This is a genomic window from Kineosporia sp. NBRC 101731, assembly GCF_030269305.1.
GTDB lineage: Bacteria > Actinomycetota > Actinomycetes > Actinomycetales > Kineosporiaceae > Kineosporia.
In genome coordinates, this window is record NZ_BSTC01000023.1 from 61,274 (window position 1) to 80,432 (window position 19,159).

At 69.9% G+C, this 19,159-nt stretch carries 18 protein-coding genes and 1 riboswitch; of the genes, 13 read left to right on the plus strand and 5 right to left on the minus strand.

The features are described from left to right. Window positions 1–58 precede the first annotated feature (58 nt). Window positions 59–694 carry a hypothetical protein gene (locus QSK05_RS34555; protein ID WP_285601627.1) on the minus strand — a complete coding sequence of 212 codons (636 nt, stop codon included), beginning with the start codon at window positions 692–694 and terminating at the stop codon, window positions 59–61. A gap of 129 nt (window positions 695–823) precedes the next feature. On the opposite strand from QSK05_RS34555, the gene QSK05_RS34560 reads away from it, so the two are divergent. Beyond that, window positions 824–2,005 carry an RtcB family protein gene (locus QSK05_RS34560; RefSeq protein ID WP_352303667.1) on the plus strand — a complete coding sequence of 394 codons (1,182 nt, stop codon included), beginning with the start codon at window positions 824–826 and terminating at the stop codon, window positions 2,003–2,005. Window positions 2,006–2,076: 71 nt separating this feature from the next. On the opposite strand, the gene QSK05_RS34565 is transcribed toward QSK05_RS34560, so the two are convergent. Beyond that, window positions 2,077–5,076 (minus strand): bifunctional diguanylate cyclase/phosphodiesterase, encoded by a 3,000-nt coding sequence (locus QSK05_RS34565; RefSeq protein WP_285601629.1) that lies wholly within the window; start codon window positions 5,074–5,076, stop codon window positions 2,077–2,079. Between the two features lie 453 nt (window positions 5,077–5,529). Here QSK05_RS34565 and clsA point away from each other — a divergent pair, with 453 nt between their 5' ends. The 9 genes from clsA (at window position 5,530) to QSK05_RS34610 (ending at window position 12,391) form a co-directional block, all read left to right on the plus strand. Continuing rightward, the gene (clsA, locus tag QSK05_RS34570) at window positions 5,530–6,204 is read left to right on the plus strand and encodes a cardiolipin synthase ClsA (RefSeq protein ID WP_285601630.1); all 675 of its coding nucleotides are present in this window, start codon (window positions 5,530–5,532) and stop codon (window positions 6,202–6,204) included. Continuing rightward, window positions 6,201–7,079, plus strand: a complete 879-nt coding sequence (locus QSK05_RS34575; RefSeq protein ID WP_285601631.1) for a DUF881 domain-containing protein — start codon at window positions 6,201–6,203, stop codon at window positions 7,077–7,079. Before clsA ends, QSK05_RS34575 begins: the two co-directional genes overlap by 4 nt. After that, a complete protein-coding gene (locus QSK05_RS34580; protein WP_231482234.1) occupies window positions 7,076–7,408 on the plus strand; it encodes a small basic family protein in 333 nt (110 codons plus the stop codon). The genes QSK05_RS34575 and QSK05_RS34580 overlap by 4 nt, the downstream gene beginning before the upstream one ends. An 865-nt stretch (window positions 7,409–8,273) precedes the next feature. Next, entirely contained in the window at window positions 8,274–9,080 is an 807-nt protein-coding gene (locus tag QSK05_RS34585) for a DUF881 domain-containing protein (protein ID WP_285601632.1), read from the plus strand. A gap of 20 nt (window positions 9,081–9,100) precedes the next feature. Beyond that, window positions 9,101–9,487 (plus strand): glycine cleavage system protein GcvH, encoded by a 387-nt coding sequence (gene gcvH / locus QSK05_RS34590; RefSeq protein ID WP_285601633.1) that lies wholly within the window; start codon window positions 9,101–9,103, stop codon window positions 9,485–9,487. Window positions 9,488–9,601: 114 nt separating this feature from the next. Then, window positions 9,602–10,150, plus strand: a complete 549-nt coding sequence (locus tag QSK05_RS34595) for an FHA domain-containing protein (RefSeq protein ID WP_352303653.1) — start codon at window positions 9,602–9,604, stop codon at window positions 10,148–10,150. Window positions 10,151–10,244: 94 nt separating this feature from the next. Continuing rightward, window positions 10,245–10,943, plus strand: a complete 699-nt coding sequence (gene ftsR, locus QSK05_RS34600; RefSeq protein ID WP_285601635.1) for a transcriptional regulator FtsR — start codon at window positions 10,245–10,247, stop codon at window positions 10,941–10,943. Between the two features lie 75 nt (window positions 10,944–11,018). Continuing rightward, on the plus strand, window positions 11,019–11,507 hold the full coding sequence (locus tag QSK05_RS34605) for a bifunctional nuclease family protein (protein WP_331282912.1): 489 nt from the start codon (window positions 11,019–11,021) through the stop codon (window positions 11,505–11,507). Between the two features lie 359 nt (window positions 11,508–11,866). Continuing rightward, window positions 11,867–12,391, plus strand: a complete 525-nt coding sequence (locus tag QSK05_RS34610; protein ID WP_352303670.1) for a MerR family transcriptional regulator — start codon at window positions 11,867–11,869, stop codon at window positions 12,389–12,391. A gap of 119 nt (window positions 12,392–12,510) precedes the next feature. Here the strand turns inward: QSK05_RS34610 and QSK05_RS34615 are convergent, their stop codons facing one another. After that, entirely contained in the window at window positions 12,511–13,347 is an 837-nt protein-coding gene (locus QSK05_RS34615; protein WP_502879871.1) for a ParA family protein, read from the minus strand. A 259-nt stretch (window positions 13,348–13,606) separates the two neighbouring features. Next, a riboswitch (glycine riboswitch) is annotated at window positions 13,607–13,696 on the plus strand. Window positions 13,697–13,787: 91 nt separating this feature from the next. On the opposite strand from QSK05_RS34615, the gene gcvP reads away from it, so the two are divergent. Beyond that, the gene (gcvP, locus tag QSK05_RS34620) at window positions 13,788–16,730 is read left to right on the plus strand and encodes an aminomethyl-transferring glycine dehydrogenase (RefSeq protein ID WP_285601638.1); all 2,943 of its coding nucleotides are present in this window, start codon (window positions 13,788–13,790) and stop codon (window positions 16,728–16,730) included. Window positions 16,731–16,751: 21 nt separating this feature from the next. Then, entirely contained in the window at window positions 16,752–17,135 is a 384-nt protein-coding gene (locus QSK05_RS34625; protein WP_285601639.1) for a nuclear transport factor 2 family protein, read from the plus strand. Here QSK05_RS34625 and QSK05_RS34630 read toward each other — a convergent pair. Together QSK05_RS34630 and QSK05_RS34635 are read right to left on the minus strand one after the other, a co-directional pair. Beyond that, on the minus strand, window positions 17,089–17,505 hold the full coding sequence (locus QSK05_RS34630) for a TIGR03668 family PPOX class F420-dependent oxidoreductase (protein WP_285601640.1): 417 nt from the start codon (window positions 17,503–17,505) through the stop codon (window positions 17,089–17,091). The two genes, QSK05_RS34625 and QSK05_RS34630, sit on opposite strands and share 47 nt — an antisense overlap. A 200-nt stretch (window positions 17,506–17,705) precedes the next feature. Next, entirely contained in the window at window positions 17,706–18,080 is a 375-nt protein-coding gene (locus QSK05_RS34635; protein ID WP_285601641.1) for an HNH endonuclease signature motif containing protein, read from the minus strand. A gap of 70 nt (window positions 18,081–18,150) precedes the next feature. On the opposite strand from QSK05_RS34635, the gene QSK05_RS34640 reads away from it, so the two are divergent. Next, entirely contained in the window at window positions 18,151–18,330 is a 180-nt protein-coding gene (locus QSK05_RS34640; RefSeq protein ID WP_285601642.1) for a hypothetical protein, read from the plus strand. Window positions 18,331–19,159: the final 829 nt, after the last annotated feature.

Sequence of the window (19,159 nt, forward strand, 5' to 3'; positions counted from 1 at the left end):
GCCTCATTTCCGCCACCAGCACCTAACGGTCACAACCGGATGAAGCGCCGAACGGTGATCAGCCCACGGTGGTCTCCGAGGCCTTCACCGTCGTCGACGTGCCCGCGTACACGGCCCGCCAGGTGCGCTTGCCGATCTTCTTCTTGAGCAGCTGGAACTTCCCGGCCGCGTCGGTGGTGGCCGTGCCCGCGCTCACCCATTTCCCGGTGCTCAGGGCCTTGTACTGGATGGTGATCTTCTGCTGGGCGACGGGACCCCAGACCAGGTCCTGCGGGTTGAGGCTCACCCGGTACAGCCGTCCGTAGACGAGCCGCCCCGTGCCCTCCTGGTACGCGTCCACCCCGATGATCGAGTCCCGTAGCACCCGGAACGTGGCGTTGCACCTGCTCCCGTCCCGGGTGACACGGACGGTGTGCTGGCCCGCGTCGCGGTTGCGGAAGTCTTCCCGGTCGAAGACCCGTACCGGGGCCTCGTCGGTGACCTTCAGCTGAAGGCCCGCCGAGATCGATCCGGCCGAAACCGACTGCAATTTCCAGTCCTTGGCGCCGGAAACCGTGAACGTGACCTGATGCGGCTCGTCCGACACGACAGCCTGCGTGGGGGCGACGGTGCAGGTGGCCGCACCGGCCGGGGTGGCGGGGGCCACGACGGCGGTGGCGGCCAGCAGTACGGCAAAGATGCCTGATTTCTTCACGTTCGGGATCCTATGAACTCGCTGGGGCTGCCGGGGTGTAAATGACTGGACCGTTACCTGACCTGCACGTCATGCTCGACCCGAACTTACCGCTGGGGTGAGACATGACTGGGAGGTGGCAAGGTGACAGTGCAGCGTCTGGGAGAGAAGATCTTCAACTGGGCGAGCATCCTGGAGGAGAAGACGCGGGAGCAAGCCGTCCGCGCCTCCCAGATGCCCTTCATCTTCCCGCATCTCGCGTTGATGCCCGACGCCCACCTGGGCAAGGGGGCGACCGTCGGCTCGGTCATCCCGACCGACCGGGCGATCATCCCGGCCGCCGTCGGGGTGGACATCGGCTGCGGCATGATCGCGGTGCGCACGCAGTGGAGCGAGGACCAGATCCGGGCCCAGGGCGACCTGAGTGTGCTACGGATCGCGATCGAGCGCGAGATACCACTGTCGGCAGGCGGTTACAACACCGAGGCGCGCACGGTCGAGCCGGTGGTCGCGGAGCGTCTGACGGTGCTGGAGACGAAGGCCGAGAAGGCTGGTTTCGATCCCACCTCCTACACCGGGAAGTGGAAGCGGCAGCTGGGTAGCCTCGGGTCGGGTAACCACTTCATCGAGGTGACGGCGGACGAGACCGGAACCGTCTGGCTGTTCCTGCACTCGGGTTCGCGGGGCGTGGGAAACCTGATCGCGCAGAAGCACATCAAGGTGGCCCGGGCCCAGATGGAGAAGTGGCACATCATCCTGCCCGACCTCGACCTGGCCTACCTGGTGCAGGACACGGACGAGTTCTGGTCGTACATCAACCAGATGCGCTGGGCGCAGGACTTCGCGCTGGCCAACCGGGAGGAGATGATGCACCGGCTGATGCTGTGCGTCGCCGACTTCATGGGTGAGCCGGTGCAGGACCTCGAGCTGATCAACTGCCATCACAATTTCACGCAGCAGGAGAACCACTACGGCAAGAACCTCTGGATCAGCCGGAAGGGTGCGATCCAGGCCGACGAGGGCCGGCCGGGCCTGATCCCGGGGTCGATGGGCACGGCCAGCTACGTGGTGACGGGCAAGGGCAACAAGCTCTCGCTCAACTCCTCGCCGCACGGTGCGGGCCGGAACTTCTCCCGTACCGCGGCCCGGAAGAAGTTCAGCATCGACGACCTGCGGGTCGCGATGAAGGGCATCGAGTACCGGGACACGGACGCGTTCATCGACGAGATCCCGGCAGCGTACAAGGACATCGACCAGGTGATGGCCGACGCCGCCGACCTGGTCGAGGTGCAGCACACGCTGCACCAGATCCTGAACGTCAAGGGAGACTGACAAACACCGCAGGGTGGACGTCTGTGCGTACGTGCGCACAGACGTCCACCATGCGTGTCGGGCAGGGTCTGTCAGGCCGGGGTCGTCGGTAGCCGCCGGAGGTCGAGCTCCGGCAGCGGCACCGGCTGCCCGTAGAGCGGCCCCTGGCCCTGGTGTACTCCCAGGCCACCCAGCCGGTCGGCCTGCTCCTGGTGATCGACGCCGTCGGCGATCAGGAGCAGATCCAGGCCCGGGGTCATGGCGATCGTGCCGGCCAGCACCCGGGCGGCCCGGCTCTGCGGATCGGCCGTGGTCAGCGACTCGTCCAGCACGATCGAGCCGATGGGCAGGTGGGTCAGGAGACCCAGCCCGCTCGGACCCGAGCCGAATGCGTCCAGGCCGATGCCCACGCCGAGATCGGTGATGCGGCCGAGAATGCCGGCCGCAGCGGGCAGGTCGTTCACCGGGCGGGTCTCGGTGAGGTGCAGCACCAGGGCTCGGCCGGGCAGTTCGTGGCGTCGCAGGGTGCGCTCGACCACGATCGCGAGGCGCTCGTCGGTGATGTACGACGCGTTCAGCGGCACGTGGGCGGTGAGGGTGTCCCAGGCCGGGGCCTTGCGCAGCAGGGCGATGTCGTGGCAGATCGCGTCGAAGAGGCGCTCTTCCAGCGCTCTTCGGAGACCGGCGTGCTCGGCGGCGGCCATCAGTGAGTCCGGGGTCATCAGGCCGTGCACCGGGTGGCGCCACCGCACCGTTGACGAGAGAGCTTGCAGTTTACCGGTCTTCAGGTCGATCACCGGGCGGTACAGCACGTCGATGTGGTCGAGCGAGAGCGTGGCCAGCTGTTCGGCGCGCTCCAGGGTGTCGTCGGTCGGGCCATCTGGATCGTCAGGATCAACAGCATCAACAGAGGACGAGGCGATCGCTCCGGCGCTCGGTCTCGCTTTCTGCTTCAGTTCGGTGGCCCGGCTGAACGGGATGATCTCGGCCTCCGGCCGGGTGCCGGCGCGCACTTCGGCCTCGATCTGTAGCGCCTCGAAAGCACGCATCTGCGCGGCATTCCGTTCGGACGCGCGGCGCTCGGACTCCTCGTACTCGGCCATCCAGCGCTCGGTGTCGCGTTGCGTGGCGGCGACGAGTTTCTCCTTCTCCGCCTCCTTCGCGTCTTCCGGCGAGGGCACCGGCCTGGGCGGCTCCGGCCGGGCCTGGCCGGACGCGCGGTAGACGGCGGCCGGGGTGGTCAGCCCGCCGGTCACCGGACGGGACCCGGGGCGGGGGATCGGCCCGGTCTGCGGGTCCATCACGCGGGGCAGCCCGGGAGGGGGAGCCGGTGAGCCGACCGGTGGCGGCGGTGCCGCGTCCTGCGCTCGTTGTTGTTCCGGGACGGTCTGTTCCGGAGGTGCCGCCGGGTCGAACAGGGGCAGGTAACGGTCCTGGCCGGTGCGATCGCCGGAACCGGTGCGGAAGGTGACCAACTGGTTCTTGCCTCGTCTCTTGGCCGCGTACATCGCTTGGTCGACGCCCGCGAGCAGACTTTCGGGGGATGCGTCGGGGGCCACCCGGTCCAGCACGGCGACTCCGACGCTGGCCCCGACCCGCACCCGTGCCTCCTGGCCGTGATGCGTGAGCTGAAAAGGTTTTCCGACCGACGCGAGGATCCGGCGCCCGATCACGTCGGGCCCCTCGGTGGCGTCTTCCATCAGGACGGCGAACTCGTCGCCGCCCAGCCGGGCGACCGTGTCACCGGGGCCCACACAGTCTCGCAGCCGGTCGCCCACCGCGCGCAGCAGGTCGTCGCCGACGGTGTGGCCGAGGCGGTCGTTCACCGCCTTGAAGTCGTCGAGATCGCAGAAGAGCAGACCGAGGGGCCGCCCGCCCCGGATGGCATGGCGCAGTCGCTGATCGAACAGCGCGCGATTGGGGAGACCGGTGAGGGAATCGTGGAAGGCCTGGGCGCGCAGCCGATCCTGGCTCTCACGCAACTCGGCCACCAGACGGACGTTGTCCAGCCCGGTGGACAGCTGCCGCAGCACGACGGCCACCACCAGAGCGGTGGCCAGGGCGGTCTCGACCGGATCGAGAGTCGACCGGGTCAACAGCTGCCCGGCCACCAGGAAGGAGGCGAGTGTCAGTGGCAGGTAGGGCAGCCGGTGGAAGAGACGGTCCAGGGGCGCGGTGCCGGGTGTTGTGCTGGGCGTTTTGCTGGGCGTTGTGCCGGGCGGGTTCCCGGGGTGGCGTGGACGGGTATCGGTGAGGGCCCCGCCGGCGACGAGAACCAAGCCGGCGAGAACGGTCAGGTCGATCAGGGTCTGCGCCACGGGGGTGGCGGGGCGGCCCGCGTGACTGTCGGCCACCGCGACGGCCACCAGCCCGAAGCCGAGCAGGGCCGGTGCCGGGGTGTGGTCCGGAGCGTGGTCCCGGGAACGGGCACGGTCAGGGGTGCGGAAGAGGGCGATCAGGAGCACCAGCACGACGAGCGCGAGGTCGGCCAGCGAGGCGGTGAGTTGGAGGGCGCCCTCCCGGACCGCGGAGCGCAGCGAGGTGACCCAGAAGAGCAGGAACAGCGAGCCGATCACGACGATCGTGTCGAGCGCGAACACGACCTGGGCGAACGGGCGGCCAGCCTTCTCGGCCGGCCGGTGGCGGTGCGGCGAGGGACGGTGCGACGACCGACGGAGCGTGGACCGACGGGACGGCGCGGTCCGGAGCGCGGGGAGGACCAGTGCGGGGAGGCCGAGTGCGGGCAGGGCGAGTGCGGGCAGGGCGAGCACGGGCAGAACCAGCCGGCCGGCGTCGGCCAGGGCGGGGGAGCCGACGTGGTGACCGATCAGCTGGGTCGTGGTCCAGATACCCGTGCCGCCGGCCAGCAGGAGGCGCCAGTTACGGTCGCCGGCCGGGCCACGGGCTGCGGGGCGCCAGGTGTGCAACAGGCAGCCCGTGGCCAGGCCGCCGGCGAGCACCCGGTTCACGTCGTCGAGCGTGTGGTCGGCGAAGTCGTCGAGCAGGCCGGTGAGGGAGATGACGGTGAGACCGGCGAGGGCCATCCCGACGATCGTGACGATGCCGGTGACCGGCAGGCCGAACCTGGTCACGCCCGACGGGTTCACGCCCGCCTGATTCAACCCCGGCAAGGGGGCGCTGCCGGGAGGGCCGTCGGTGACCGCGGGGGAGAGGGCATCAGGTATCGAACGGCCAGGTATCGAGCCCACGCTGCCCTCCCTCGCCCTGGCCGGTTACACCGAGTGCAGCTTCGAACACAGCATAAGGAGTGAATGCGGTCCGATGCCCGATAAACCCGAAAGAGTTTTATACCGGACGCGGGTCACCCCGGCCGTTTCCGCGCGGACTTCCGGGTATGCGGGCGGGTGCGGTGTGGTAGCGGCCTGACCGCGGTGGGCAACAGTTGGCGATCGGCCGGGCCGGGCGGCCCCTCCCTTGCCCAAGGCTGTCGGTGCCTGCCCGTAGGCTGTGCCGCGCAGATCTTCGAGGTGATGTCGGCCTTGCGGGTGTGTGACCGGGGGAGATCGTCGGAGGAGGAACTACAGGTGGGAGAGAACCCGGTGGGCGGCGCACGGGTGCTCAACATCCCTAACCTGCTCAGTTTCGGCCGTCTGATGCTCGTTCCGGTGTTCGCCGTGCTGATCGTGACCGGCCATGTCGGCTGGGCGATCGCCGTGCTCGTGGTCAGTGGTTTCACCGACTACCTCGACGGCACGCTGGCGCGGCGCTGGGGGCAGACCACCCGGCTCGGGCAGATGCTCGACCCGATCGCCGACCGTCTCTACATCCTCACCACCCTGCTGGGCCTGGCCTACCGTGAGGTGATCCCGTGGTGGCTGGTGCTGCTGCTGATCGCCCGCGACGCGGTACTCGTCGGCTCACTGCTGCTGATGACGGCCGACGAGCGGCGCCCGCTGGAGGTCAGCTTCCTCGGCAAGGCCGCCACCGCCTGCCTGCTCTACGCCTTCCCCCTGCTGCTGCTCGGTGACGTCGACGGCCGGGTCGCCGATGTCGCGCAGCCCGTCGGCTGGGCCTTCGCCTGGTGGGGCACGTCGCTGTACTGGTGGTCGGCCCTGCTGTACCTGCGTCAGGCGTCCGCCGTGCTGGCCCGCCGCGACCGGCTGCGCACGCGTCCGCCCGGCAGTTCGTCAGCCGCTACCGCTCCGGGCCGCAATGCCGGAAAGACTGCCGGCAAGACCGCTGGAAAGACCGCCGGATGACGGCCACTCCCTCCCGGCCGCTCGACGCCTCGATGACGCTGCTGCGTGAGGTGATGGAGCGGCCGCTCGATCCCGGCTACGCGGCGGCGGCGTCGCACCCGCACCCACGTACCCGGGTGCGCACCGCCCTGACGCTGGTGCTCTCGATCGTCGCGGGCGCCGGGTTCGTCGTGGCGGTCGGCTCGATCCGGGTGCCGCAGCGTGAGTCGGAGAAGGTCAGCCAGGAGCTGCGGCAGGAGATCGAGCGTCGCGGCGATGCGGTCGACCAGCAGGAGCAGCGCAACGCCGACCTGTCCGCCTCGATCACGGCGTCGCAGCAGGCGCTGCTCGGTACCCGGGGCGCGGCCCTCAGCCGGCAGGTGCGCGACCTCGGGGCCCTGACCGGGGAGATCGCGGTCGGTGGCAAGGGCCTGACGGTCACGCTCGACGACGCGCCCGGCCGCGAGGAGGTCGGCGGCGACCCCCGTTCCGACACCGACTACTACGAGGGCGTGGTGCTCGACGCCGACGTGCAGGTGGTGGTCAACGGGCTGTGGGCCGCCGGGGCCGAGGCGATCTCGATCAACGGTGAGCGACTGACAGCCGTGTCGGCGATCCGCTCGGCCGGCGAGGCCATCCTCGTCGACTTCCGTCCACTCGTGCCGCCGTACGTCGTGTCGGTGATCGGTGACCAGGCGAAGCTGCAGACCGGCTTCGCCGAGGGCCCGGCCGGGCCGTACGTGCAGTCACTGCGTGACAACAACGGCATCAAGGTCGACATCGCCCGGGCAGACGACCTGACCCTGCCCGGGGCCGGTCAGTTCGTGCTGCGGAAGGCTGACCCGGTAGAAGAGAGCCCCGCACCGGAAGCATCAGACACTGGAGGACACACGTGATCGCGGCGATCGGTCTGCTCATCGGGGTGGTGGCCGGCCTCGTGCTGCAGCCCGAGGTCCCGCTCTGGTTGCAGCCCTACCTCCCGATCGCCGTGGTGGCGGCGCTGGACGCGGTGTTCGGCGGTGTGCGGGCCCTGCTCGACGGCATCTTCGACGACCGGGTCTTCATCGTGTCGTTCCTGTCCAACGTGGTCGTGGCCGCGCTGATCGTGTTCCTGGGTGACCACCTGGGTGTCGGCGCGCAGTTGTCCACCGGCGTCGTGGTGGTGCTGGGCATCCGGATCTTCTCCAACGCGGCCGCGATCCGCCGGCACATCTTCAAGGCCTGAGATGACGACCGACGATGGGAACACCCAGAATCAGCAAGACCCTCAGGACCACGAGGACACCCGACCGATCCCCGTGACTCCCGCGACCCCGGCGCCCCCCGCGACCCCGGCAGGCCGGGCCCGGCCCGGCTCTGACCCGGGGGCCGTGGCGGCAGGTGAACCCGACCCCACCCGAAGGGACGCGGAGAGCGGCGTGAACGAGGACGACCCGGAACGGTCCGCTGCGTCCGGGGAGCCGGCCCCCCAGGACGGCCCGGGGCTCAGCCGCCCGGAGTCGGGTCGCCCAGGGGCCGGTCGCCCGGAGCCCGATCGCGAAGGCCCCGATCTCCCCGGGCTTCGTCCAGAGCTTCGTCCCGGGCTTCGTCCTTCAGCCGGCCGGACACGGGTGATCCGGCCCGCGGGCGGGCGTCGTCCCGCGCAGTCGCACTCGTCCGGGAGCTCGGGTTCGGGGCGCCTGGCGCCAGGAAACCCGGCCGCCGAGGAACCGCGGTCCGCAAGCCCGGAGCCCGGAAGTCCGGTGCCCAGGAACCAGGAGCCTGGACGTCCGGTGTCCGGTAGCCCGGAGTCCGGAAGTTCGGTGCCCAGGAACCAGGAGCCCGGACAGCCGGTGTCCGGAAGCCCGGAGCCCGGACAGCCGGCACGGTCGGTGCGACCCGACCCGGCCGCCTCGTCCGGTAGAGCTCGGGACGAGAGGGCTCCCGGGGAGGTGCGCACTTCGTCCACCATGGGGGCCACCCAGGGGACCGGGCCTACCGACCCCGACACCACTCAACCCGCAACTCAGCCCGCAACTCAGCCCGCACCGACCCGGGGTGAGGACCCCCGGCCGTCACAGGCCCCGTCCACCGTTCGGGCCGGCTCTGCCATGGCCGACGCCGGATCCGCACTGCCGGAGGGCGGTGGTTCGGAGCCGCTGCGCGGCAGCGATGCTGAATCCGCGGCGCAGCCGGAACCGGTCAGCCCACGGGCCCGGCCGGCCCCACTGACCCGGCTGACGAGGGGGCAGCTGCTGGCGGCCCTTCTGCTGGCGGCGCTCGGGTTCGGGCTGGTGGTGCAGGCGAACCAGACGAAGTCCGGTGACCTCTCGTCGCTGAGTCAGAGCGAGCTCGTGCGCATCCTCGACGACGTCAGCAGACAGGGCGAACGGCTCGACGCCGAGGCCCGCGACCTGGAGCAGACCCAGAGTGACCTGCGGTCCGGCACCGACCGGGCGGCCGCGGCGGAGAAGGCGACCCGCGAGCGCCTGAGTGTGCTGGGAATCCTCGCGGGGACCGAGCCGGCGCAGGGGCCGGGGATCACGATCAAGATCGAGGACCCGCAAGCTCTGGTCGATTCGGCCACGCTGCTCGACACTGTGCAGGAACTGCGGGACGCGGGGGCCGAGGCGATCCAGTTCGGGCAGGTGAGAGTGGTGGCGAGTACCTCTTTCACCGACCCGGACACGGGCGGCGCCATCGTCACGGACGGCGTCGAGCAGTCACCGCCCTACCGGATCGTCGCCATCGGTGATCCGGCCACCATGGAGTCTGCCCTGAACATCCCCGGTGGCGTGCTGGAGACGCTGCACCAGGTGGGTGCTAGCGGTACGGTTGCGCGCAGGCAAGATCTCACCGTGTCCGCGGTGCGAGAGGTCACCAGCCCGACCTACGCCGTGCCCCGTACCGAGAACTGAGAAAGGACCATGAGGACGCAGTGAGCGATTTCGAGTACCCCGACGACCTGAAGTACACCACCGACCATGAGTGGGTAAAGGTCGACGGCAATGTCGTCCGGGTCGGCATCACCGCGTTCGCCCAGGAGGCGCTCGGTGACATCGTCTATGTCACCCTGCCCGACCAGGACGCGCAGGTGGAGTCCGGCACGACGTGCGGCGAGGTGGAGTCCACCAAGAGCGTGAGCGACGTGTACGCCCCGGTGACGGGTACGGTGACGCAGCGGAACGAGTCGCTCGACACCACACCTGAGCTGGTCAATTCCGACCCGTACGGCGAGGGCTGGATGTTCGAGGTCACCGTGCCGGACGCGACAGCCCTCACGGGTTTGCTCAGCGCGGCCGAGTACCAGTCCCAGCTCGACTGAGGACTAGCCACGTTCGGGTTTCGCGTTCGCCGGCACAAGGCGAGCCCCGCGGTCGTTCAGGAAGTCTCCCCGGAGATTCCCGAGCAGACCGACGGGGGACAGGGGACGACGCACATGCCTCGACCAACAGGTGAGGGTTACGCTAATCAAGATGTCACGAGACAGGAGATCGAGATGTCGGAACCGAGGTTCCTGAGCGGTCAGGGGCCGGAGGGCGCCAGCAGTGGGCAGTACGACACCACCCCTCTGGTCGAGACGACGATCTCCATTGCCGGTCTGCCCGGGCTGACCGGCAATGATGACGACCGGCCCACGGGGCTCTCCGGTGCGGAGCAGGCCGCGGTCGATGCACTGCCCGAGGCCTCGGCGCTGCTGGTGGTGCAGCGGGGGCCGAACGCGGGGGCCCGCTTCCTGCTGAACGCCGAGCGCACCAGCGCCGGTCGCCGGCCGGCCAGCGACATCTTCCTGGACGACGTCACCGTGTCCCGCAAGCACGCCGAGTTCGTCCGGCGGGACGGCGGCTTCTACGTTCGCGACGCCGGCAGCCTCAACGGCACCTACGTGGGTGGCGACCGGATCGACGAGGCGCTGCTGAAGGACGGCGACGAGGTCCAGATCGGCAAGTACCGGCTGGTCTTCCACCCCAGCCGCCGTACGCCCTGAAGCCGCCGTGGTGAGCGCGGCAGCGAGGGGCCGCGCGAGCGGTCCGGCCGGCAATCCGGCAGGCCGGACCGACCGGGCGGCGGCCCCTCGGGCGATGAGTATCGGAGCGGTGCTGGAACTGCTGCGGCAGGACTTCCCTGACATCTCGATCTCGAAGATCCGTTATCTGGAGGACCAGGGGCTGGTCGAACCTCAGCGCACAGCTGCGGGGTACCGGAAGTTCACCCCCGGGCACGTCGACCGCCTGCGGTACGTGCTCGGGGTGCAACGTGACCACTACATGCCGCTGCGGGTGATCCGCGAACACCTCGACGCCGTGGATGCGGGTCTGGAGCCACCGGTCGGCCGGTTCGGTGCGGGTGTGGCCCAGGGCTCGTTCGCGCCACGACTGGTCGAGGTGGTGCCCGAGGAACCCCGGCCGCAACCGCAGCGCCGGTTCAGCCGGGCCCAGGTCCTGTTGGCGGCCGAGATCGACGACGACATGCTGACGGCACTGCAGGCGCACGGTCTGGTCACGCCCCGGCCCTCCGGGCAGTTCGACGCGGACGCGATCGCGGTGGCCCGCACGGCGGGTGAACTGGCCGTGTTCGGGATCGAGCCCCGTCACCTGCGGGCCTTCCGCACGACCGCCGACCGTGAGGCCGGGCTGATCGAGCAGGTGACGAACCCGATCCGGGCCCGGGGCGACGGTTCCGGGGCCCGGGCCGACGACGTGGCGCAGGAGCTGTCCAGCCTGACCGTGCAGCTGCACGCGGCGCTGCTGAAGGCGGCGCTGGAGCGCGGCCAGTCCTGAGCCTCCCATGGCTCTAATTTCACCGAAAACGTCTCTCGGTCGCCGCGCCGCGCGGCGCCGGGGTACGTTTGCGGGGTGCGGGAGCTTGATGTGGTTGGTGTCAGGGTCGAGGTTCCCTCGAACAACCCGATCGTGCTGCTCAAGGAGCGGGACGGGGATCGCTATCTCCCGATCTGGGTCGGGGCGCCTGAGGCGAATGCGATCGCGAACGCCCAGCAGGGGCTGGTGCCACCGCGACCACTGACGCACGACCTGATGAAAGACGTGATCGAGGCCCTCGGCCGGCGGCTCTCCGAGGTGCGCATCGTCGCCCTGAAGGAGAACGTCTTCCACGCCGAGCTGGTCTTCGACGGAGGGCTGACCGTGAGCTCCCGGTCGTCCGACGCGATCGCACTGGCGCTGCGCGTCGGCTGCCCGATCGTAGGGGCGGAAGAGGTGCTGGAGGCCGGTGGCGTCTCGGTGCCCGACGAGGACGAGGACGAGGTGGAGAAGTTCCGCGAGTTCCTCGACAACATCTCGCCGGAAGACTTCGGCGAAGGTGGACAGGGCTCCGAGAACTCCTGAGCGGTCCGGCTTCACCGCTGCGGCGGGCAGCGGCAGCGTCGGTTCCGTGTCAACGCGCCACCCCTGCCGAGGCGGTACCGAAGAGGTCTCGGCCAGGACACCGGCGGGTGTCGGGGTGTTCCGATTGGTCCGAAAGAGGGGTGATCTGCCGACACGCCGCCCCCCTCGGATGCCGCCTCGTTGACGACGCCGGGTGCGCAGCCTACGGTTCAAATGAAACGACCCCGGTGTAGTTCTCCCGCTGCGATCCGTCTCCCTCGGACCAGCGTGCCGGACTAGGAACGTTGAATGGAGCCGCCGTGAGCGAGCGTAGCGAGCGAGATGCTGTGCCCGGTCACGTCGTCGCGCAGGCGCAGGGCATGCTCTTCACCGACGACCTGCCCGAGCTCGACGAGGAGGCCGGTTACCGCGGTCCGATCGCCTGCCGTGCTGCGGGAATCACCTACCGCCAGCTCGACTACTGGGCCCGCACCGGGTTGGTGCAGCCGACCGTCCGCAACGCGACCGGCTCGGGTACGCAACGGCTCTACAGCTTCCGCGACGTGCTCGTGCTCAAGGTGGTCAAGCGCCTTCTGGACACCGGTGTCTCGCTGCAGCAGATCCGCATCGCGGTGAACCACCTGCGTGACCACGGAGTGGAAGACCTGGCCCAGATCACCCTGATGAGTGACGGCGCCAGCGTCTACGAGTGCACCTCGGCGGACGAGGTCATAGATCTCGTCCAGGGCGGTCAGGGCGTCTTCGGCATCGCCGTCGGCCGGGTCTGGCGTGAGGTCGAGGGCACCCTCGCCGAGCTGCCCGCCGAGCGCGTGGGTGGCGACACGACCACCGGCACCAGCGACGACGAGCTCTCGGCCCGCCGCCGCCAGCGGGCCATCAGCTAGCCGACCGACAGATCAGCAGAAGAGCCCCGGGTCCGGTACCCCGGGGCTCTTCTGCTTTGCCGTGCTCAGACGGTGTGGACGTTCTCAGGCGGTGTTGCCGGCCTCAGGTAGGGCTGGCCTCAGGCAGGGCTGGCCTCAGCCGGTGCGGAGCTCACCTCGGCCGACGCCGGGCGCCGCCCCCGGGTGTTGGCGCGCAGCACGCGGGCCAGGTGGGCGTCGAAAGCATGCGCCAGTTCCTGTGCCGGGGCACCGGGCCAGCGGTGGATCGGCTGGCTCGCCCCCTGGGCCTGCTGCAGGGCGCTGCGCTCGCGGATGGACGGGCCCAGCACCAGCGGGCCGAACATGTCGGAGAGCTCCTGCAGGCGGTAGCGGTGCTCGGGGGAGCGCTCGCGGTACCGGTTCACCACCACGCCCAGCGGCTGCAGGGTCGGGGCGATGTTGCGCCGTACCTCGTCGATCGCGTGCAGGGCCCGGTCGGCGGCGGTCACGGAGAACAGCGCGGGTTCGGACACCACCAGGGCTCGCTGGCTCGCGGCCAGGCCGGAGCGGGTGATCGTGCCCAGTGACGGCGGGCAGTCGATGAGGACGAGCTGGTAGCCCTCGAGCTGGTGGATCGCGTGCGAGAGCCGGGCCAGAGTGCGCTCGCTGCCGGTGGGGCGGTCGAGCGCGGCCATGTCGTGGGAGCCGGGCAGCACGTCGAGCGTGCCGTCGCCGGTGGCCCAGCCGCTGGGCACGACGTTCACCTTCTGCGCGTTGCGGCGCGAGGCGCCCATCACCGTGGCGACGTTGGTCGTGATCTCGGCGGTGATGTCCAGCCCGAGCGTCGCATCGGCCTGTGGGTCGATGTCGACCACAAGGGTGGGAACGCCCCGGGCGAGCGCGGCCGAGGCCAGTCCCAGGACCACTGACGTCTTCCCGACGCCACCCTTCAAACTGCACACGCTGACGACGATCACGGTGTTCGACGCTACCTCGTTATCAAGTCCCCGCGGACGAGCCCGGGCCGGTAGGAATTGCGTGATCGTGATTCCACACAGGGTCATATCCGCCGGGCCGTCCTTTTGGCCGAGCCAATTGCATCCCGTAGCCCGGCCCGCTCGCAACCCTCCGTTCGCCTGCCGTACGCCGTACGGGTGCGCCGGGGGCACGAGATGAGAGTGGCATCCGGCGCTGGTAACGTCATCGTCGCCGGTCAACGTCAAGGACCGGCAGCTGAAGACCCCCGCGGGAGAGACCCCGTCACAGGGGCGCCGAAGGGGCAACTCTCCCCGGAACCTCTCAGGCGCCAAGGACCGCATGGGCGAGGCAGCTCCGAAGGGCGATGTGGCCCGACGGATGGGGAGGTATCCGAGTGACCCGAACCGCGGTCGCTACGCCCTTTGCGTGGGAGCCTCCGATGACGACCTTCATCGATGCCGGTCAGCACGATCTGCAGGACGACCTGCCCGAGCCCGAGGGCCGGACGGCGCAGGGTACCGGGCACCGTTTGGACGCGTTCGCCGACCGCCACATCGGCGCCGACGAGCCGCAGATCGCCACCATGCTGCGCGTGGTCGGGCTGGACAGTCTCGACGCCCTCGAGAACGCCGTGATCCCGCCGGTGATCCGCGACGGTGGCACGCCCGCCCTGCCCGGGCCGATCAGTGAGGCCGAGGCGCTGGCCGAGCTGCGGGCCCTGGCCAACCGCAACACCGTGCGCGTGCCGATGATCGGCCTGGGCTATCACGGCACCCACACGCCCGGCGTGATCCTGCGCAACGTGCTGGAGAACCCGGCCTGGTACACCGCCTACACGCCCTACCAGCCGGAGATCTCCCAGGGCCGCCTGGAGGCCCTGCTCGCGTTCCAGACGATGGTCTCCGACCTGACCGGTCTGGAGACCGCCAGCGCCTCCCTGCTCGACGAGTCCACCGCCGCGGCCGAGGCGATGACCCTGATGCGCCGCGCGTCCAAACTTCCCACCGGCGCCGCGTTCGTCGTCGACACCGACGTGCTCCCGCAGACCCTCGCGGTGATCCAGACCCGCGCCGAACCGCTCGGCATCCCGGTGGTCGTGGCCGACCTCACCACCGACCCCGCAGCGGCACTCGACGCTGTCACCGAAGGTGTGTTCGGCGTCCTGGCGCAATACCCGGGTGCCTCCGGACAGGTGACCGACCTGCGTCCCCTGATCGACGCCGCCCACGGGCGCAAGGCGCTCGTCACCGTCGCGGCCGACCTGCTCGCGCTCACGCTGCTGCGCTCGCCCGGTGAGGACGGCGCGGACGTGGCGGTCGGCAACACGCAGCGCTTCGGCGTGCCGCTCGGGTTCGGTGGACCGCACGCCGGGTACATGAGCGTGCGCAAGGGCCTGGAGCGGTCGCTGCCCGGGCGCCTCGTGGGTGTCTCCAAGGACGCCGACGGCAACCCCGCCTACCGCCTCGCCCTGCAGACCCGCGAGCAGCACATCCGCCGGGAGAAGGCGACCAGCAACATCTGCACCGCGCAGGTGCTGCTGGCCGTGATGGCCGGGATGTACGCGGTCTACCACGGCCCGCAGGGGCTGCGCCGCATCGCCGAGCGCACCGCCGGTCACGCCGCGACGCTGGCCGCGGGCCTGCGCTCGGTCGACGTGAAGGTCGTGCACGAGAGCTTCTTCGACACCGTGCTCGCCGAGGTGCCGGGCCGGGCCGGTGAGGTCGTCGCGGCCGCCCACGACCTCGGCATCCTGCTGCGCCAGGACGGCGCCGACCGGGTCGGCATTGCCTGCGACGAGACCACCACGCAGACCCAGGTGGCCCTGGTGCTGCGGGCTTTCGGGGTCTCGGTCGAAGACCGCGCACCGGGGGCGGAGCTTCCCGCGATCCCCGCGGACCTCGTCCGTACGTCTGAGTACCTGACCAACCCGGTCTTCACCACGCACCACAGCGAGACCTCGATGCTGCGGTTCCTGCGGCGGCTGGCCGACGAGGACTACGCGCTGGACCGCGGCATGATCCCGCTCGGCTCGTGCACGATGAAGCTCAACGCCACCACCGAGATGGAGGCCATCACCTGGCCGGAATTCGGTGGGCTGCACCCGTTCGCACCCGCCGGCGACACCGAGGGCATCCGTAGCCTGGTGAAGGACCTGGCCAGCTGGCTGGCGGAACTCACCGGCTACGCGGCGGTCTCGCTGCAGCCGAACGCCGGCTCGCAGGGTGAGCTGGCCGGTCTGCTCGCGATCCGGGCCTACCACCGCTCCAACGGCGACCTCGACCGCAACGTCTGCCTGATCCCGAGCTCCGCGCACGGCACCAACGCCGCCAGCGCCGTGATGGCCGGCATGAAGGTCGTCGTGGTGGCCTGCGACGACAACGGCAACGTCGACCTGGCCGACCTCGAGGCGAAGATCGCCCAGCACCGCGAGGCCCTCGCCGCGATCATGGTCACCTACCCGAGCACCCACGGCGTGTTCGAGGAGGGTATCGGCCGGATCTGCGAGTCGGTGCACGAGGCCGGCGGTCAGGTCTACGTCGACGGCGCCAACCTCAACGCGCTGGTGGGTCTCTCACGGCCGGGCGCGTTCGGCGCCGATGTCTCGCACCTGAACCTGCACAAGACGTTCTGCATCCCGCACGGTGGCGGCGGCCCGGGTGTCGGCCCGGTCGCGGTGCGCTCGCACCTGGCGCCGTTCCTGCCCAACCATCCGCTGGACGAGCTGGCGGGTCCGTCCACCGGCATCGGCCCGGTCTCCGGGGCCCCGTACGGCTCGGCCGGCATCCTGCCGATCTCCTGGGCCTACGTGCGCATGATGGGTCTTGAGGGCCTGACCCGCGCCACCCGCACCGCGATCCTCACCGCCAACTACGTCGCCGCCCGGCTGCGCCAGCACTATCCGGTGCTGTACTCCGGCCGCGACGCCCTGGTCGCCCACGAGTGCATCCTCGACCTGCGGCCCCTCACCAAGGCCACCGGCGTCACCGTCGACGACGTGGCCAAGCGCCTCGTCGACTACGGCTTCCACGCCCCGACCATGTCGTTCCCAGTCGCCGGCACGCTCATGGTCGAGCCCACCGAGAGCGAAGACCTGGCCGAGCTGGACCGGTTCTGCGACGCGATGATCGCCATCCGCGGCGAGATCGACAAGGTGGCCGAGGGACACTGGCCGGCCGGTGACAACCCACTGGTCAACGCCCCGCACACGGCCCAGTGCCTGACCGGTTCTTGGGAGCACCCGTACACCCGCGAAGAGGCCGTGTACCCCGAGGGCGTCACGCCGCGCTTCAAGTACTGGCCGCCGGTGCGCCGCATCGACGGTGCCTGGGGCGACCGCAACCTGGTCTGCTCCTGCCCGTCACCGGAAGCCTTCGAGGAGTAGGACCCCAGGACCAGGAGCACCATGGACGCCTTCGAGCAGACCGTACGCCGGTACCTGGCCCTCCTGGCGACCGGGACGACAGCCGAGATCATCGACTGCTTCGCCCCCGGCGCCACGGTGGAGGACCCGGCCGGCGGGCCCGTCCTCACCGGACCGGCCGAGCTGCAGAAGCTCTACGGCAGTCTCGAAAGCACCCAGCGCGCCACCGACCTGCACTGGCTGCGGGTCGGTGGTCCGTGCGCGGTGTTCGGGTTCAGCGTTTCGGCGGGCGCCCACGAGATCGACGTGGTCGAGGTGATGACCTTCGACGCCGAGGCCAGAATCACCAGCATGCGGGCCTTCTGGGGCCCCGACGACATCATGACGCACTCCAGCCCGACCACCGCCGAACCCGCACCAAGATGACCGGCCCCTGCGGGCGGCGATCCCGGTACTGCTCGTAGCGCGCGACGAGCGCATCCAGCTCCGGGACGCCGCCCGCCGTCAGTACCGTGGCCACACCATCGGCCCGTGCCCACCACAACTGCGACCAGTCCTCGTCGTACCGGTCGGTCAGCAGCGTCACCTTCGGGTTCTCATCGATGTTGGCCAGACGGCGTAAGGACGAAGTCTGCTGGGGTTTGTGATCGACCGCGCTCACCAGCACATCGGGCCCCACGGCCGCGAAGACCAGCGGCACCAGATGCGGCATCCCGTCGACCGAGACCGTGGCCAGACGGGCGACGCGCTCGGCGAGGAAGCGCTCGCGGGACTCGGCGGGGGTGAGGGTGGGCATGATTCTCCGATGGTGGGGCGAGGTGCTGGATGAGATCGGACGAGATGCTGGTCGTGATTGCCGGGCGATAAGCAGGAACCTCGGAAACCTTGGGATACCTCGGCACTTTCGGTGCTCTTCCGTCTCGACGCAGACTCTCTCCGTGGGCAGGCTGGTACCCAGCGGCCGGTTCATGCGGTGGATGGATCGGTCACCTCCCATCAGAACGGCGGTTCGCCCCAGTAGCGTTCGGGGATAGTGGATTCCGGTTGGATGTGCGGGCTGATGCGTTGTAGTTCCTGTTGCCATTCCTGCTGGCGGATGTGGTCTCGGGTGGTGTGGTCGGGTTCTCCGGGGAGGGGTTCGGGGATTTCGATGTGTTTCTGGCCCAGGCGGCTTTGCCATGCGATGGTTCCGGTGGGGTAGGGCTCGTCGGGTCGGGTCAGGCGGAGGGTCCAGCCGGCGTGTGTCTTGAGGCGGTGGTGGGCTCGGCAGAGTGGGATGAGGTTGCAGGGGCAGGACTTTCCACCCTTGGCGAAGGGTATGGCGTGGTCGATGTCGCATTGTGCGGCGTCGCGGGTGCAGCCGGGGTGCACGCATCGTTGGAAGCGTCCCAGGACGTGGTCGATGACGCTCTGGCGGGGTTTGTAGCGGGGTGATGGTTCGGTGCAGTTGGCTTGGTCGCCCGGTCCGTGTGCTGGGCCGGTGCCGGTGCCGGTGCCGGTGCCGGTACTGGTACTGGTGCTGGCGCTGGTACTGGTGCTGGCGCTGGTGATGGGGATGACGGTGACCCGGCCTGCTTGGCGGGCTATTTCGCGGGCCAGGTCGGCGGGGATGGCGCCGTAGCGCTGGAGCTCTCCGGGGAGGTCGTCGGTTCCTTTCAGGGTCTCGGCGCTGATGGTGACGACCAGGTGAGGCTTGCGGCCCTGCTGTGTGGGAAGTGCTGGTGGCAGCCACCAGCCCAGGACACAGTCGCCGGTCAGGGCCGGTGGAGCGAACGAGCTGGGGATGGCGGATGACTTCGGTGTCTCGGAGTTGTCGGCCGCATCCGATGACGTCCGTGAGCCTTGGGAACGCGAGGTATCCGAGGCGTCGGTCAGAGCAGAAACGCCGGTGAGGGCTGGGGCACCGGACCGATCCTGAGCACCGGACCGGGCCTGAGCACCGGAAAGGGCCTGAGCACCGAAGCGGGCCTGGGCACCGGAAAGGGTCTGAGCACCAGAACGGGCCTGAGCGCCTGGAGGTGTTGAAGCATTGGCAGCAGCGGATGTACCGGAGGCATGTGAGGCGCCGGTCGGATCTGGGGTGCCCGATGGAGCCGGAGTGCCGGGCGGGTCCGGGGTGCCGGAGGAAGACGAAGCGTGTTGTGGAGTCGAAGTGCTCGAGAAGGCTGAAGCATCGGAGAACGCTGAAGCGCCAGGCGAAGTGGTGGCGTCGCGCGCAGTCCGAGCACCAGGCGGAACCGGAGCCCCGGATGGCGCCGGAGCCCCGGATGGGGCCGGGGTACCGGATGGAGCGGGGGTGTTGCTGGACGAGGTAGATCGATCGGCTGGTGCTGGTGTCGGGGTCGGCGGCGGGGCGTCGGGGTGGTCGCGGGGTATGACGCGCCCGGTGAAGGTGCCGGTCGGGTCGGAGGGCATCGGGATGAACGGCAGCGGGGTGTGGTGATGGATCG